This window comes from Kribbella sp. NPDC050124 (genome assembly GCF_044460355.1).
Classification (GTDB): domain Bacteria; phylum Actinomycetota; class Actinomycetes; order Propionibacteriales; family Kribbellaceae; genus Kribbella.
The window spans coordinates 179,990-195,711 of record NZ_JBITJU010000018.1 but is presented as its reverse complement, the minus strand read 5'-3'; the positions used below and the strand labels follow the sequence as shown (position 1 = coordinate 195,711).

Annotated in this window: 12 protein-coding genes; 4 read left to right on the top strand and 8 right to left on the bottom strand. The window is 67.9% G+C overall.

What is annotated here, in order from left to right; all coding sequences use genetic code 11:
* Positions 1 to 110 precede the first annotated feature (110 nt).
* Complete coding sequence (locus tag ACIBL3_RS32955) at positions 111 to 545, bottom strand: peptidoglycan-binding protein (protein ID WP_396357696.1); 435 nt, start codon at positions 543 to 545, stop codon at positions 111 to 113.
* A gap of 228 nt (positions 546 to 773) precedes the next feature.
* Here ACIBL3_RS32955 and ACIBL3_RS32950 point away from each other — a divergent pair, with 228 nt between their 5' ends.
* Positions 774 to 1,124: a hypothetical protein gene (locus ACIBL3_RS32950; RefSeq protein WP_396357695.1), complete on the top strand. Its 351-nt coding sequence runs from the start codon at positions 774 to 776 to the stop codon at positions 1,122 to 1,124.
* 11 nt (positions 1,125 to 1,135) lie between these two features.
* On the opposite strand, the gene ACIBL3_RS32945 is transcribed toward ACIBL3_RS32950, so the two are convergent.
* Positions 1,136 to 4,672 (bottom strand): PQQ-dependent sugar dehydrogenase, encoded by a 3,537-nt coding sequence (locus tag ACIBL3_RS32945; protein ID WP_396357694.1) that lies wholly within the window; start codon positions 4,670 to 4,672, stop codon positions 1,136 to 1,138.
* Between the two features lie 220 nt (positions 4,673 to 4,892).
* Between ACIBL3_RS32945 and ACIBL3_RS32940 the strand changes: the two genes are divergently transcribed.
* Complete coding sequence (locus ACIBL3_RS32940) at positions 4,893 to 7,280, top strand: immune inhibitor A domain-containing protein (RefSeq protein ID WP_396357693.1); 2,388 nt, start codon at positions 4,893 to 4,895, stop codon at positions 7,278 to 7,280.
* 90 nt (positions 7,281 to 7,370) lie between these two features.
* A complete protein-coding gene (locus ACIBL3_RS32935) occupies positions 7,371 to 8,312 on the top strand; it encodes a phosphotransferase family protein (RefSeq protein WP_396357692.1) in 942 nt (313 codons plus the stop codon).
* 34 nt (positions 8,313 to 8,346) lie between these two features.
* On the opposite strand, the gene ACIBL3_RS32930 is transcribed toward ACIBL3_RS32935, so the two are convergent.
* The 4 genes from ACIBL3_RS32930 to ACIBL3_RS32915 form a co-directional block, all read right to left on the bottom strand.
* The gene (locus ACIBL3_RS32930) at positions 8,347 to 8,667 is read right to left on the bottom strand and encodes a carboxymuconolactone decarboxylase family protein (RefSeq protein ID WP_396357691.1); all 321 of its coding nucleotides are present in this window, start codon (positions 8,665 to 8,667) and stop codon (positions 8,347 to 8,349) included.
* Positions 8,668 to 8,708: 41 nt separating this feature from the next.
* Positions 8,709 to 9,512, bottom strand: a complete 804-nt coding sequence (locus ACIBL3_RS32925) for an oxidoreductase (RefSeq protein ID WP_396357690.1) — start codon at positions 9,510 to 9,512, stop codon at positions 8,709 to 8,711.
* A gap of 32 nt (positions 9,513 to 9,544) precedes the next feature.
* The gene (locus tag ACIBL3_RS32920) at positions 9,545 to 10,063 is read right to left on the bottom strand and encodes a flavodoxin (protein ID WP_396357689.1); all 519 of its coding nucleotides are present in this window, start codon (positions 10,061 to 10,063) and stop codon (positions 9,545 to 9,547) included.
* 192 nt (positions 10,064 to 10,255) lie between these two features.
* Complete coding sequence (locus tag ACIBL3_RS32915; RefSeq protein WP_396357688.1) at positions 10,256 to 11,149, bottom strand: aldo/keto reductase; 894 nt, start codon at positions 11,147 to 11,149, stop codon at positions 10,256 to 10,258.
* 103 nt (positions 11,150 to 11,252) lie between these two features.
* Between ACIBL3_RS32915 and ACIBL3_RS32910 the strand changes: the two genes are divergently transcribed.
* Positions 11,253 to 12,131 (top strand): helix-turn-helix transcriptional regulator, encoded by an 879-nt coding sequence (locus ACIBL3_RS32910; RefSeq protein ID WP_396357687.1) that lies wholly within the window; start codon positions 11,253 to 11,255, stop codon positions 12,129 to 12,131.
* 164 nt (positions 12,132 to 12,295) lie between these two features.
* Here the strand turns inward: ACIBL3_RS32910 and ACIBL3_RS32905 are convergent, their stop codons facing one another.
* Together ACIBL3_RS32905 and ACIBL3_RS32900 are read right to left on the bottom strand one after the other, a co-directional pair.
* Positions 12,296 to 14,239 (bottom strand): class I tRNA ligase family protein, encoded by a 1,944-nt coding sequence (locus ACIBL3_RS32905; protein ID WP_396357686.1) that lies wholly within the window; start codon positions 14,237 to 14,239, stop codon positions 12,296 to 12,298.
* A 423-nt stretch (positions 14,240 to 14,662) separates the two neighbouring features.
* Positions 14,663 to 15,163: a hypothetical protein gene (locus ACIBL3_RS32900; protein ID WP_396357685.1), complete on the bottom strand. Its 501-nt coding sequence runs from the start codon at positions 15,161 to 15,163 to the stop codon at positions 14,663 to 14,665.
* Positions 15,164 to 15,722: the final 559 nt, after the last annotated feature.

Genomic DNA, 15,722 nt, shown 5'->3' with positions numbered 1-15,722 from the left:
CCCCCCCCCCCCCCCCCCCCCCCCCCCCCCCCCCCCCCCCCCCCCCCCCCCCCCCCCCCCCCCCCCCCCCCCCCCCCCCCCCCCCCCCCCCGCCGTGGGGGTTCGCTGGCTCAGCCGGCCATCTGGTTGTTGCCGTGCACCAGCATGGAGTTCAGCGCGTCGCGGGTTGCCTGGTCCAGGTGGCCGGTCTGTGGAAGGTTGGCGTCGCGCTGCAGGTACATGATGGCGTTGACGGTGCCGGCGTTCTGATAGCCCGTGATCGGCCCGTTGTAGTAGTTGAGCTGCGCGAGCTGCTGCTGCAGCAACTCCATGGAAGCCGACGGAGCGTTGCCGCGGTGCCCGGTCTGCGAGTGGTACTGCACGGTGCCGGCTGGCATCACCGCTGGGCCGGCACTTGCCTGGGACGGCCCCTGCACGCCGACGACGGCGGCGGCGACGATCCCGACCATCGCGACGCAGCCGGCGGCAACGGTGGCGATGACCCAGGTCCGGGTCTTCGGGGCGGTCTTCGGGGCGGTGTTCGGGGTGGGTGCGGTGGTGCTCATTTCTCTGGGTTCCTTTCTCTTCGGTCCGGCTGTTCCGTACCGTCGAGAGCAACAATCCGCCGGTTCGGCGGCCGTCAGGATCCACCGTCTGGCCGATCGCCCGGTGGAACCCGGTGTCCCCCGATCGGAGGAGTTGGGCGCGCCGTAGTCGGCCGGTGACGCGCAGTCGATCGACTTTCGTTCACAGTGGGGTATGCAGCAGGATTGCAGCCGGGAGGCCGGTCGCAAATGGTGAGCTTGGCTAGCTACACGACGCTGTACATCAGTGCGATTCGGATGGCCGGGGGAGACGAGCTGGAGAACATCGTCGCCGTCCGGTTCGACGGCGGTTCCAGCGGCACCGAGGAGTCCTCGGTCGGCGACTTGATCCGCTGGCTTCGTCGTACCGATGCGCGCGCCTACGTGCGGCAACCCGACGGCAGCCGTGGACCAGAGGTGCTCGTGGACCACCACGAGGGCGGCACTCGCCTCTGCAGCCGTGTCGACGACGCCGTGGGCCTGGATTGCCTGTTGACGCTGCCACGGTTGAACGGCGAGAAGCGCGTCGCGCACCGGCGCTCAAGCTGGTGGCGCTGGTAGCAACGCTCGACTCACTGGACGGCCGTGGCCAGATCGGTCTGGATCTCGGTGGCGGTGAGCGGCCGGTTGTAGATGCGGATGTCGTCGAGCAGACCGCGCCAGCGTTCGTTCGCGCAGCTCGTGCAGGCGGACTGGCCGAAGACCAGGGCTTGGGTGTTGGGTACCGGCGCCGTGGTCTCGCTCTCGGACAGGACCGCCGTACCGTTCAGGTAGAGGGTGTAGGTGTTGGCGGTGTCGTCGAAGACGGCGGCGAGATGGGACCACTGGTTGAGCGGGATGGCCGGAGCGTCATTCGCATGCTCACGGCAACCGTTGTTGCTGAAGCCGCTGGCCATGGTGCTGCCGGTGGTCTGCAACCAGTAGCCGCAACCGCCGGTCTGTTCCTTGATCAGGACGGTCTGGTACGCCGTGAGCGCCGTCGGGTTGACCCAGGCTTCCAAGGTGAAGCTGGAGTTGAGGTTGAGTGAGGCCGAGTGTGGCACGGTCACGGTGCCCGTCGACCCGTTGAACGAGAGGGCGGCGCCGTACTTGCCGGACGCGGTCCAGGAGGCGCCGGAGAGGGTGCCGTGATTTCCGCTACCGGACGAGTCGCCCACGCTCGTCCCGGTCCCTTCGTTGAATCCCCACGCGCCGACGAGGCCGTTGGGTAGCGGTGCCGAGGTGAACGTCGCGGTGTAGCTCTGCGGCGTCGCCGGTACGGTGATCGTGTGCTGCTGGCCGCCGCCGTCGGACCACGAGGCGAAGGTGTACGACGTGCCGCCCGCGACCTGGTTGCGTGCCTCGACAGTGTGATGGAACCCCACGAGGGTGTCGGCGACGAACGGGGTCGTCTTCGCGATGCCGTCGAAGTACAAGGTCCGGCCGGCGGGCACGCTGTTGAAGGTCAAGTTCACCTTTTGGGGATGGACCGTGACCGACTTGGTCGAGCTCAGGCCGGTCGAGTCGCGGACGGTCAGGGTGATCCGGTACCGGGTGTTGCCGGTGAAGTCGTGGCCTTCCGTGGGGATGGTGAAGCTGCCGCTCTTGACTCCGGTGATCGGTGTCCCGGGATGGACGTGACCGTCGTGCAGGAAGTCGATGTTCCAGGTGAACGCGCTGGCCGGAAGCGGACCGTCGTCCGGGTCGGTGCCGTCACCGGAGTAGGTGATGACGTCGCCTGCCTGGAACTGGGCGCCGTCGGTGGGCGCCAGGATCGTCGCTACCGGAAGGCTCCCGGCATTGATCGCGATGGGCGTGGAGATGGTGGTGTTCACGCCGTCGGAGACCGTCAGCCGGGCCTGGTAGGCGCCGGCCGTGGCGTAGGTGTGGACCGGGTTCGGCGCGGTCGACGTGGCACCGTCGCCGAAGGTCCAGGAGTAGGTGAGCGGCTGACCCTCGGGATCGGACGAACCGGCGCTGGAGAACGTGACCTGCAGCGGTGTCGGGCCGGATGCCGGCGTCGCGGTGGCGTTCACCACCGGAGCCTGGTTGGACTCGACGTACTTGATGCGGCGGATCTTGCTGACGCCGAAGGTCCCGCTGTCGTCGGAGTAGCCCAGGTCGGCGTAGTACAGGGCGCCGTCCGGTCCTTGGGCCAGGTAGACGACGTCGCCGTACGGGCCGTCGACCGAGCCGTCAGCTGGTTCGAAGTTGAAGGTTCCCGTGACGGCTCCGCTGGCGTCCAGCGTGAGGCCGCGGATCCAGTTCTGCGCGTAGTCGGCGTAGAAGTAGGCGCCCTGGTACGCCGCCGGGAAGGCGGTTCCGCGGTACACGAAGCCGCCGGTCACGGAGGCGTCGCGGCCGGCGTGCGGCCAGTAGACCAGCGGGCTGGTGCACGGCGCCGAGCACGGTCCCTCGCTGTTGGGCCAGCCGAAGTCCGCGCCCCGGCTCGCCAGGTTGACCTCTTCCTCGGCCGTCGCCGGGTCGTTGCCGCCGACATCGCCGATGAACAGGCGGTCGGTCGGCGGGTCGTAGTACGCCCGGAACGGGTTGCGCAGGCCGCGTGCCCAGATGGTGTCGACGTTCGGCCCGGCCCCGTCGTAGAAGGGGTTGTCGGCTGGCGCCGTACCGTCGGTGTTGATCCGGTGCACCTTGCCGCGCGGGTTCGTCAGCAACTGCGCCAGCTCGGGAATGAAGTGCTCGCCGGTCGTGAACAGGAGCTTCCCGTCGTTGGCGAAGTTCAGTGCGCCGCCATGGTGCTCGGCGTCGGCGTCCTGCGGGTCCTCGTAGAGCACGAACTCACTGCCCGGCACGGTGCCGGTGAGCGTCGCGTTCGCGGTGAAGCGGGAGACGCGGTCGTGGTTCGGCGTACCCAGGGTGTAGAAGACGTAGTAATAGCGGTTGGTGGCGAATCCCGGGTCGAGCGCGATGTCGTAGAGCCCCTGCTGCACGCCGGCCGAGCCGATGTTGGCGATCTGCAGGAACAGCGTGGCGCTCGGTTGCGTGTACGGCGGCGGGAGCATCTTGATCTTGCCCTGCAACTCGCCGACCAGCATCCGGCCGTCCGGCAGGAACTCGAACGTGGTCGGCAGGTCGAACCCGGTCGCCAGGATCTCGTTCTGGAAGTGGTTCGTGTTCGCTACGTTGACGTTGACCACCGTCGACGTCGTCGTGTTCCCGGCGGCGTCGCGGGCGCGCGCCGACAAGGTGTGCGCACCGTTGGCGACCGTGCGGCTGTCCCAGCTCAGCGCGTACGGCGCTGTCGTGTCCTCAGGCCCCTTCGCCGTACCGTCGACGAAGAACTGGACACCCATGACCTCGGCGTTGTCGGACGCGTCCGCGGAGACCGCCACGATGTCGCTGACGCTGGCGTTGTTCGCCGGAGTGGTCACGGTGACCGTCGGGGGAGTCGTGTCGACGGGTCCTCCCTCGGCCTTGAAGGCCACCATGTGCATCACCCACGCCGACCCGTTCTGAGTGGCCTCGGCGTGATGTGCGCCCGTCGTGGTGACCAGCTTGTCCTCAGTTCGGTTGCCGAACTCGCTGCGCCTGCTGGTGAAACCCGCGCCGACGGCGGTGACGGTGTCGGCGGATGCGCCGGCGCCGAAGATGAGGTCGTTGGCGTTGGTGGTCGTCGCGGTCCCGCTGTTCATCGCGCTACCGGTCCCGACCGCTGCCGAGGACACGTCGAGCGGACTGGCCTTGTCCATTCCGGAGTACTCGTGGATGTACAACCCCGACCAGGCCGAACTGGACAGCTTCGCGCTGACGGTGTTCGTCCCTGCCGCGATGTTCTTGGCGTAGAACACCTGGGAACTGAGCGTGTTGCCGTTCCATCGCTGGACCGGCGCCGCGGGCGCGTAGACGTTGCCCCGGCTGTCGGTCACGGTCGCGGTCGAGGTGTCGTTCCACACCAGGTACACGACGACCAGGTTGCCGCCCGCGTTGGCGTTCGTGAACGCGAGGCTGTTCAGCGTGCCGTTGACCTGTTTGGCGCGACTCTGGACGTGGGCGGGTGCGGCGGCGGCCGCCGTACTCGGGAGCGCGAACAGGCCGAACACGGCCGTCGCCACCGCAACCAGGATCCCCACCGTCCGGTCGAATCGGATTCGCGCACGCGCATGCGCCATTGCCCCCACCCCCAGAAATGAGGATCATGCCCCCCGGCCTGATCCAGCCCCACTGAGAGAGTGTGGCGGCAAGCGGGCCGAACGGCAAGAGGCGTTTTCGGGCGCGAGGCCTCCGGCCGAAGCCTTCAGGGATCGGTGACTTCGTCGTACGGTGGCGCTGTCAGCTCGGGGGCTACCGCCCAGGCACCCGACCTGGGGCGTGGCGATTCAGGGAGGGATCGTGCGCAGATCAGCAGCCGGACTACTAGGTCTGGCCCTCGTGGCGACGTTCGGAGCGAGCACCGGCTCGACGGGCGTCGCGGCACCACCGGTGGACACGGCCCCAGCGAGTCAGGGGGCCAAGGCAACCACGTCCGACGCGCTTCCGAACCCGCAGGAGGAGAAGCGCCAGGAGTTGCGTGAGGAGGCCTGGAGCCTGCTGCTGAGCGGTCAGGCCAAGGCGGAGAAGCGCGGCGACAGCACCGTGATGAAGCTGGGCAAGAAGTCGGTCCGAAAGACCGACAGCCGCGGCCGGAAGACCGTCGCCAAGGTCGACCAGTACGTCGAGCTGGCGCGGGAGAAGACCGACCGGATCTTCGTCGTACTGGCCGAGTTCGGCAATGAGCGGCATCCCAGCTACCCGGACCAGGACACCGATCCGGACACGCCCGGTCCGACCACCTTCGACGGACCGCTGCGCAACGCGATCCCCGAGCCTGATCGGACGGTCGACAACTCGACCGTGTGGCGGTCGGACTACAACCGCGCGTACTACCAGGACCTGTACTTCGGGAACGGCCGCACCGCCGGAGTCGAGACGGTTCGGCAGTACTACGAAAAGCAGTCCTCGGGCCGCTACAGCATCGAAGGCAAGGTCACCGATTGGGTGAAGGTGCGGTACAACGAGGCGCGGTACGGGCGCAGTGACGGCTTCCCGTGTGCGTCGAACGTGTGCAGCAACACGTGGTTCCTGATCCAGGACGCGGTCAACCAGTGGGTGGCCGACCAGAAGGCGGCGGGCCGGACCACGGCGCAGATCACGGCCGAGCTGAAGACGTTCGACCAGTGGGACCGGTACGACTTCGACGGTGACGGAAACTTCGACGAGCCGGACGGCTACATCGACCACTTCCAGATCGTGCACGCCGGCGGCGACCAGGCCGACGGCGATCCGCACCAGGGTGAGGACGCGATCTGGTCGCACCGCTGGTACGTGCAGACCACACCGATCGGTGGCGGCGGCCCGACGGGCAACCCGCTGGGCGGCACCCAGGCCGGCGACACCGGAGTCTGGGTCGGCGACTACACGATCCAGCCGGAGAACGGCGGCGTCAGCGTCTTCACGCACGAGTACGGGCACGACCTCGGTCTGCCCGACCTCTACGACACCTCCGGTGGCGGCGAGAACAGCGTCAACTGGTGGTCGCTGATGGCTCAGAGCCGGGTCAGTGCACGCAAGGACCAGGGCATCGGCACCAGGTCGGCCGACCTGGACGCGTGGTCCAAGCTGCAGCTCGGTTGGCTGGACTACGAGATCGTCCTGGCCGGGCAGAACCGGACGCTGGTGCTGGGTCCACACGAGTACAACTCGGCGAAGCCGCAGGGGCTGGTCGTCGTACTGCCCAAGAAGTCGGTCACGGTCGAGTACGGCGCTCCGGCGGCCGGCAGCAGACAGTGGTGGAGCGGCAGTGGTGACGACCTCAACAACACGATGTCGCGCCAGGTCACGCTCGGAGCCGGGGCGGCCTCGCTGACGTTCCAGGCGAAGTGGGACATCGAGGACTGCGGTCCCGATCCCTGCGACTACGCGTACGTCGAGGTGGACGACGGCACCGGCTACAAGCCGATCGCCGGCAACATCACGAAGGCTGCCGAGGGCAACGGTATCGACGGGACCAGTGCCTACGTCCCGGCGACGTTCGACCTCACGCCGTACCAGAACAAGACGGTCGGGCTGCGCGTCCGCTACCAGACCGACGGCGCGGTCAAGGGCAAGGGCTTCTTCGCCGACTCGATCCAGGTGGCGTCCGGTGGCGCGACGGTGTTCTCGTCCGGCGCCGAGACCCCACCGGAGGGCTGGACGCTGGCCGGGTTCAGCTCGATCGGCGCGTCGGTGACGGGGCTGCACGACAACTTCTACCTGGCCTCGCACATCAACTACGTGTCGCACGACAAGTACCTGCGCACCGGCCCGTACAACTTCGGCTTCCTCAACACGCGGCCGGACTGGGTCGAGCACTTCCCGTACCAGGACGGCCTGCTGATCTGGTACTGGGACACCTCGCAGGGCGACAACAACACCAGCGAACACTTCGGCGAAGGCCTGGTGCTCCCGGTCGACTCGCACCCGGTCCCGATCAACCGCATCGACGGCCAACTCTGGCGCCCCCGGGTCGGCGGCTACGACGCACCGTTCGGCCTCGAGAAGGCGGACTCGTTCACCCTGCACGTCAACGGCCAGCCCAGCTACATCCGCGGCCAGAACGCCGTCCCCACCTTCAACGACAGCAAGACCTACTGGTACGCCTCCCAACCCACAGCCGGCGTCAAGGTCCCCAACAACGGCCTGAACATCAAGGTCCTGTCCCGCACCACCACCTCCATCAAGGTCCGCGTCTCCACCCGCTGACCCACCCCGACTGCCGGGCCGCATTTGCGGCCCGGCAAGGGGCCAACAAATCGGTCGCGTGTGCTGCCGTCCGGATGGTGAGGTGGCGTGGTGAGCGACCACGAGGACTTGGGGATCATTCGACCGCTGACGTTGGCTTGGGCGAGCCGGCAGTTGGAGGTTGGGGAGCGGATTGTCAGGGCCGAGGTGTTGCACGGGGGTATCAGTGCGGAAATGCGGCGGCTGACCATCGCCATGCCGGACGGAGGCACCCGGGACCTGGTGCTGCGGACGTTCGTCGACGTGGAGCATGCTGAGGAATCGCTGGAGAGGGAGGCGGGCGCCCTGGCCATGCTCCCGGGGACCGGTGTCCCGGCTCCTCGACTGGTCGCGGTTGATCCGACCGCCGCGCAGTGCGAGTATCCGTCGCTCCTGATGACACATCTGGCCGGCCGCACGGTCCTCGAGGACGAGGGCTTGGAGACGCGTGTCCCGCTGCTGGCCCGCCAACTCGTGGCGATCCATGCGTTGCGCCCCGCCCAGCGGCCCCGGGATTACGTGGCCTTGACGACCGCCGACACCGTAGTGACTCCGACCGGCGCCGACCCGGCGGCCTGGTCCGCGGCAATCGACATGATCCGCAAGCCCGCCCCGCCGTACGAAGGCCGCTTCCTGCACCGCGACTTCCAACCCGGCAACGTCCTCTTCGACGGCCCAGCCGGTGCCGACATCACCGGCATCGTCGACTGGGCATCAACCTCCTGGGGCCCGGCAGACCTCGACGTAGCGCACTGCTCCGTCAACCTCGCCCTGCTACACGGCCCAACCTGGGGCCTGCGCTTCCCCGGGGCTTATGAGGAGGCCGGCGGTGTACTGGCCGCGGCCCCGAGCGAGCGGCTGTACTGGCTCGTGCGGGACGCCCTGGCGTCCTCAGAAGAAGTGCAACTGGTGTCGCGACCCTGGCGGGAGGCAGGCCGCACAGACCTGACAACCCGAGCCGTGGAGCAGCGCCTGGACACGTATGTCACCACCCTGATGCACACGCTGGGCTAGCTGGCTTTCACTGAGCAAGCTCGACGCCTTGGGCCTACTGTCCGTTGGCGAAGATGGTTTTGGCGACTTGGATGGCGGACATGGCCTTGGGCCAGCCGGCGTAGAACGCGAGGTGGATGATGGCCTCTTTGAGCTCGGTCTCGGTGAGGCCGTTCTGCCGGGCGAGGCGTAGGTGGTTGGGCAGCTGTTCGAAGCTGCTGGAGGTGAGCAGACTGGCCACGGTGATGAGGCTGCGGTCCCGCGGCGAGAGGTCGGTGCGTTTCCAGACGTCGCCGAACAAGACGTCGTCGGTGAGTTCGACGAGCTTGGGTGCGAAGTCGCCGATGGCTCGTTGTGCTGGGGTCGGTTCAGGCATCGTGGACTCTTTCGGTCAGGCGTCGAAGTCGGTGCTGCGGCTTAGGTCTTCCCATGCGTCGGCCTCGGCGCGGAGCGCGTCGAGGGCGGCGCGGAAGCCGTCGGAGGTGTCGTTGCCGAGCACAGCAGGTACGGCGGGGTGTCGGACTCGACGGCCTGGATCAGGGCGGCAGCGGCCTTGGCCGGGTCGCCAGGTTGCTTTCCGTGCCCGGTGTCGTGCTCCTTGCGGCGCTTGCCCGCGGTGTCGGCATAGTCGGCGATCGGAGTGGCTGACTGGGTCAGGGAGCGACCCGCGAAGTCGGTGCGGAACCCGCCTGGCTCGACGACCACGGCGGTGATCCCGAGCGGCGCGACCTCCTTGCGCAGCGACAACGTCAGCGCCTCGATCGCGGCTTTGACGGCCGAGTAGTACCCGGAGCCCTCGGGGCAGATCCGCGCGCCGATCGAGGACAGGTTCACGATCGTGCCGGTACGGCGGGCGCGCATGCCGGGCAGGACGGCCTTGATGGTGCGCACGGTCCCGAAGACGTGGGTGTCGAAGAGTTGCTGGACGGCGTCGTCCTCGCCTTCTTCGACGGCGGCGCGGTAGCCGTAGCCGGCGTTGTTGACGAGGACGTCGATGGCGCCGAAGCGTTCGTCGGCGGCACCGAGTGCTGCGGTGACCTGGCCGTCGTTGGTGACGTCGAGCGGCAAAGCGAGTGCGTTGTCGGGGTACTTGTCGGCCAGGTCCTGCACCTTGGCGACGTCGCGGGCGGTGACGACGACGTTGTGCCCGCGGTCGAGGGCGGCCTCGGCGAAGGCGCGGCCGAGGCCGGTGGAGCAGCCGGTGATGAGCCAGGTGGTCATGGCGTTCCTTTCGGGATCCTCTGTGGATGTGGTCAGCGCAGTCCGATGCGTTGCAGCCAGCCGGTGATCTGCGTTCGGGCTTGCTGGACCTGCTCACCGCGGACGGCCAGGCCTTCGGCGATGGTGGCGCCTGCGCAGGTTCGGGCGTAGTCGCGTTCGGTCGTGCCGAGACCGCTCATGGCGTAGGTGGTGAAGGGGTGAACGGTCTTACCGGTGAAATCGAGCTGCTCGGTGAAGGTCGACATGATCATCGGAGCGCGCACGTTCCAGATCGGACTGCCGAGCAGCACGACGTCGTACCGGTCGAGGTCGGGTAGCGGGTCGGCGATCGCGGGACGAGCATCGGTGTCCTGTTCACGGACGTTGCGGGCCACGGTGTCGTCGTAGCTGTCGGAATAGGGCTCGGCGGCCTCGATCCGGTAGACGTCACACGGTACGAGGTCAGCGATCATGGTCGTGACAACCTCGGTGTTGCCCACCTCGAGCCAGGTGCGGCCGCCGTTGTCGTAGTTCTCGCCAGGGCGCGAGAAGTACGCGATCAAGATCTTCACCGGGGCGGTCCTCGAGGGCGCGGTCGACGGTTGCTCCGTGAGCGGTCCTCCTCGGCCTGTGCTTGGGTCTTCGGTTCCTTGGCTGCAGCTGCCGAGTGGTGCCGCGGCGACAGTGCCGGCCAGCGCGATGCGGAGCAGTTGCCGTCGCGGCAGGCCGCGGGAGCCGCTGAATCGCTGTGAGTGCACGGGACGTCAGTCGATCCTGCGGCCGCCGAGGGAGCTGACCATGGCGGGGTCGCGGTGGTCGAAGAAGAGGCTGTCGCCGGTGTCGAGGGTGGCGATCTGCTCGAGTTGGTCGTCGGTGAGGGCGAAGTCGAAGATGTCGAGGTTCTGGGCCATCCGGTCCGGGCGGACGGACTTCGGGATGACGACGACGTCGCGCTGGACGAGCCAGCGGAGCACGACCTGGGCGACCGACTTGCCGTGGGCCTCGCCGATCGCGGTGAGGACGGGGTCGGTGAACAGGTTGTTGCGGCCTTCGGCGAACGGTCCCCACGACTCGATCTGGACGCCGCGCTCAGCCATGAGTTCCTGGTCGGCGGCGCGTTGGTGGAACGGGTGGGTCTCGATCTGGTTGATCGCCGGGGTGATCTCGTTGTGCTCGATGAGGTCGACGAGCCGGTCGGGGTGGAAGTTCGAGACCCCGATCGCCCGGGCCCGGCCCTCGGCGTGAACCTTCTGCATGGCCCGCCATTCGCTGTAGTAGTCGCCGAGCGGCTGGTGGATCAGGTACAGGTCGAGGCGGTCCAGACCGAGGCGGCGCAGCGAGGCGTCGAAGGCGCGCAAGGTGTCGTCCTCGACGCTGCCGGTCGGCGCGTGCTGGATCCACAGCTTGGTGGTGACGAACAAATCGTCGCGGGCGAGTCCGCTGGCGGCGATCGCGGCGCCGACCGCTTCCTCGTTGCCGTAGGCGGCGGCGGTGTCGAGGTGGCGGTAGCCGGCCGCCAGGGCTTCTTCGACGGCGGCCTGGGTCTCGTCTGCCGGGATCTGGAAGACGCCGAAGCCAAGGATTGGCATCTCGACGCCGTTGTTCAGCGTGACCGTCCGCGGAGCCGTGTTCACGTTCGAGGGTGGAGATGTGGTCATGCCTCCAGCGAACAGTCATCACGGCCGCGAGTGAGAGTCCCTGCTGTACCAGGTACCACCAGACCCTCCCAGCCGTGCTGCGCCCACCCGTACCGTGGTCACCGTGAGCAACAAGGACGACGTGCGCGAGTTCCTCACCAGCCGTCGAGCCAACGTGACGCCGGAGCAGGCCGGCCTGTCCACGTTCGGCGGCAACCGCCGCGTCGCGGGACTCCGCCGCGAGGAAGTCGCGCTGCTCGCGGGCGTCAGCGCCGACTACTACACGCGGCTCGAGCGCGGCAACCTGTCCGGCGTCTCCGAACAGGTCCTGGACGCACTCGCCCGGGCTCTGCGCCTCGACGACGCCGAACGATCCCACCTGTTCGACCTGGCCCGGGCAGCCACCGGTCCGGTGCGCGGCTCACGCCGTACGGCCGTCTCGAAGGTCCGCCCCGGCATCCACCGCATCCTGGAAGCGCTGACCACCCCGGCCTACGTGCGCAACGCCCGCACCGACATCCTCGCCGCCAACGACCTGGCCATTGCGTTGTACGGCGGCATCCTGGACCGCGACCGAATGCCGCTGAACCTCGCGAAGTTCCTGTTCCTCGACCAGCGGGCTCCCGTGTTCTTCCTCGACTGGGAAACTGTCGCCGACGATTCCGTCGCCGCACTTCGAGTCGAAGCCGGCCACAGTCCTCACGACAAGAGCCTCACCGACCTCGTTGGTGAGCTGGCTACCCGAAGTGACGAGTTCCGCGTCCGATGGGCCCGGCACAACGTCAGGCACCACCGCACTGCCGCCAAACGCCTGCACAACTCCCTGGTCGGCGACATCGACCTCACCGGCGAAGCACTGGAACTACCTGGCGACGGCCTCGTCATCATCACCTACACCGCCGACCCCGGCAGCCCCGCCGCGGAGGCTCTCCGCTTCCTGTCCAGTTGGGCAAGCCGCGCCGGAGCGTGTTCGCAGCAGATCACGCCCGACGCCGAGGCCTGACGTCAACCGCAAGGTTGGGGGTGGGGGTGCGGAGTTTGTGGAGGTGGTGGAGGGTGCCGCCGGAGAAGAGGGCTAGGGCTGGGCTAGCAGGCGCTCCGCTCCGTTGGCAACGCTCCTTGACTCCACAAGCCCGACATCCTGGGCGGCCTCTTTGCGGGCGTGTCTCAGCGTGATGTGCCGATGGTGAGCGTCGCGGGCCCGCACGTGAAGATCGTTGCTGCGTGGTCATCGCGGATCGTGTCGTCCGGGCGCAGGCGCGCGAGCCGAAGCAGTTCGGCGGAGCACTCGAGGCCGTTGGCGTGGCCGGGGAGCATTGTGCCGGCCGGGATGCCGCGGTTGGCTCGATGCGACCGGGCGGCGTGCAGAAGGTGACGCAGCTGGTCGGCCTCGGTTTCGGCCTCCGGGTCGAGCCGTCCGGGACGGGCGGCCGGCCATGCGTGGGCGTCGAGGGCATCCGGGCAGGAGCCGCCGGTGTCGGCGAGGGACTCCCACAGCTGCTCGGTGAGGTAGGGCGCGATCGGATGCAGCAGTAGGAGGAGCTCTGCCAGCGTCGCGGCCAGCGTGGTGCGCGAGCCGGCGTCGTGGCGGAGCGACGGCTTGCGGGCCTCGAGGTACAGGTCGGACAGGTCGTCGTGCATGAACCGGGCCAGCGCATCGGTCGCGCCGGCCAGGTCGAGCTCATCGAACCCAGCGGTTGCGAGTGCACGGGTCCGTTCCAGGCGCGACTCCAGCCACCGATCCAGCGCGTGCGTGGGCTTCTGAGGTTCCGGACGTGTGCCGGCGGGAAGACGGATGCCGTACGCGGTGGCGAGCCGCGCGATGCTCCACAGCTTTTTCAGCAGCGCAAGGGCGCCGGTGAGGTCGGTGCGGCCGAACGACAGATCGGCGCCGGGCCGCGCGCCACGGCACAACGCAAGGCGCAGTGCGTCGGTTCCGAACTCGTCGGCGTAGTCGAGCGGGTCGATGGTGTTCCCGAACGAGGTCGACATCTTCTTGCCGTGCTCAGTGCGGATCATGCCGTGCAGGTACAGCCGGTTGAACGGTGCGGTACCGGTCAGGTGCGTACACAGCATCGTCATTCGGATCGCCCAGAAGAACAGCAGGTCTGACCCGGTGATGAGCAGATCGTTCGGGTAGTACCGTGCCAGATCCTCAGTCGTCTCGGGCCAGCCGAGCGTCGACAGCGGCCACAGTCCCGAGGAGAACCAGGTGTCGAGAGTGTCCTCGTCCTGCGTCCAGCCGGCCGGGATTGCCTCGTCCGGCCCGAACGAACAAGGCTGGCCGTCGGCGCCGTACCAGATGGGGATCCGGTGGCCCCACCACAGCTGCCGCGACAGGCACCAGTCACGCATCTCGTCGAGCCACCGCAGGTACTCGGTCGCCAACTCGGGCGGATCGATGCGAAGCTGCCCGGATTCGAACGCGAACCGGGCGGCGGCGGCCGGCGTCGTGGTCGCGAGGTACCACTGCGGCGTGGAACGGATCTCGATCCTCGACAGGCAGCGGGTGCAGATGCGGTCGCCGGCGGTCTCGGTGGTCTCGATGTCGGACAGGCCGGTCTGGCAGCCCGTGCACCAGAAGGTGTCTCGTTCGGCGCGGTAGATCAGTCCCTGCCGGAACAGGCGACTGAATGCCGCATGGGTCGCGCGAGCCGGGCCGGGATCCAGGGTGTACGTGGACCGGTCCCAGTCCGGGGACATGCCGAGGCGTCGCATCTGCGCAGCGATCGTCTCGCCGATCGCGTCGCGCCAGGCGCGGGTACGAGCGATGAACGCGTCTCGGCCGAGCTCGTGCCGGCTCGTACCCTCGGCGGCCAGTTGCCGTTCCATCAAGGCCTGGGTGGCGATGCCGGCGTGGTCGGTACCTGGCAGCCACAGAGTCTCGGCGCCCAGCATCCGCCGGTGCCGGATGAACGCGTCGGAGATGGCGTGCTCATACGCGTGACCCAGGTGCAGGCCGCCGGTGATGTTCAGCGGCGGCAGGATCATCGCGAAACGTTCGGCCGCCCGGCGTGGCCGGAACAGGCCCGCTCGCTCCCAGGCGGCGTAGCGGTCTGCGTCGCGGGCGAAGTGGTGCGCAGGGGTGTAGTGGGCGTCGATGGTGGACATCGCGGTCTCCCAGAATGGGTCGTCGTTGGCGCCGCGGACGGAGTTGTCCGGAGCGCGCGGGGGCGCCCTCGCCGTGAGGCGAGGGCTACCGTACGACGACGCGACCGCTCGGCAGGCAGAATCCACCGAGAAGCGGGGCAGCCTGGCTGGTCATGACATCTACTGTGTGACCGATCCATCCCAAGATGCAACAGGTTTCCGTGGCCCAGCAGCTGGAGCCCTCAGACCGGCGAACCTGCCGCTCCAGTGAGCTCGGATTGAACAAGGCCATCTGGGACAGTGCGCCGAGGGACACAGATCTTTGTTGCCTGTGACAACAATTGTGCCTCAGCGCTCTCAGGCTGGTTGTATCGGTTGGTGGAGGCGCGGGCGGAGGACCGGCCGTTGGGGTGGGCCGGTCCTCCTGGACATTGGTTTCGAGGTCTAGCAGGCGCCGCGCACGTTTGGCAGGAGGCACCCGGTGTCGAAGGTGCCTGGGATGGGCTCAGTGATGCCGTTCGTCGTGTCGGTGATGGCCACGTTGGTGTAGCTGACCTGTGCGATCTCAAGGCTTTGTCCCGGTGGGCACGAGAAGCTACCGGGTCCCGGTGGGGTGAGCGTGAGCGACGCTGTCACCTGACCGTTCTTGCCGGAGCTGAACGTTCCGCTCGCACTCACTGGGCCACTGACCGTGGTCTTGTTCGAGGCGCTGGGGTTGCCACCGCCGCGGTTGACACAGACATAGGTCGCCGTCGCGTCCGCGGTGGCCGTGTACGAGATCAGCTGGTTGGTGCCGAGCCCGGCCTCCTTGAAATCGACCACCAGGTTCGCGCCGCTCAGATTTGCGTCGGCGCGGACGAAGTGAGGGCTCACCGCCTGCGCGGTCGTAGCGAACGCAAAGAGCGCGAGGAGTGACGCAAAGAGTAAGGCAAACAATCGTTTCATGGGAAATCCATCCGGTCGAAAGGGACCTTCTTGTGACGCTGGTCTGGATGAGACTTGGACTGTTCGCAGTTATGGCGCGCGCGGACACGGCGGCGCGCGCGCTGAGTCCCCTGGCAATGCGGTCATCTGGGCCCCCGACCGTCGTGCGAGTGGTTGCGAACCAGCCCGACGGCATGGCAAAGCAGTGTTTGCTCGCGACGCGAGCGTCTTGGCGCCCCCCAGAGCGTCTTCCCCCAGCCCCCATCCGTGGTGGCTGCCGAACAGGGGATGAAGGGCTGCCAGGCCAACGGATCGTCTGTGAATTTACGCGCGGAACCCCGCTCACACAAGGACCTGCAGAAGGGAGATCAACTCGCTGACGAGTGCTCAGCGGCCTGACTTCATGGGCCGTTCCGCGATGCTCAGAGCAACAATCCAGAACATCCGTCGCCCCAGATACTTCCTGTACACGGAGTTCTCCACGGTGTGCATCCGATGCCGCTCAGGATTCAAGGGTGCTCGACGTCGTCGATCATCTGATCGCACACGGTGGCGGCGCGGGTCTGCTCCGCGGCCGCCG

What these genes read in the sequence shown, in the direction of transcription:
- ACIBL3_RS32955 (WP_396357696.1), bottom strand. Translation starts at nt 545, where the DNA reads ATGAGCACCACCGCACCCACCCCGAACACCGCCCCGAAGACCGCCCCG.
- ACIBL3_RS32950 (WP_396357695.1), top strand. Translation starts at nt 774, where the DNA reads ATGGTGAGCTTGGCTAGCTACACGACGCTGTACATCAGTGCGATTCGG.
- ACIBL3_RS32945 (WP_396357694.1), bottom strand. Translation starts at nt 4,672, where the DNA reads ATGGCGCATGCGCGTGCGCGAATCCGATTCGACCGGACGGTGGGGATC.
- ACIBL3_RS32930 (WP_396357691.1), bottom strand. Translation starts at nt 8,667, where the DNA reads ATGCCTGAACCGACCCCAGCACAACGAGCCATCGGCGACTTCGCACCC.
- ACIBL3_RS32925 (WP_396357690.1), bottom strand. Translation starts at nt 9,512, where the DNA reads ATGACCACCTGGCTCATCACCGGCTGCTCCACCGGCCTCGGCCGCGCC.
- ACIBL3_RS32915 (WP_396357688.1), bottom strand. Translation starts at nt 11,149, where the DNA reads ATGACCACATCTCCACCCTCGAACGTGAACACGGCTCCGCGGACGGTC.
- ACIBL3_RS32905 (WP_396357686.1), bottom strand. Translation starts at nt 14,239, where the DNA reads ATGTCCACCATCGACGCCCACTACACCCCTGCGCACCACTTCGCCCGC.
- ACIBL3_RS32900 (WP_396357685.1), bottom strand. Translation starts at nt 15,163, where the DNA reads ATGAAACGATTGTTTGCCTTACTCTTTGCGTCACTCCTCGCGCTCTTT.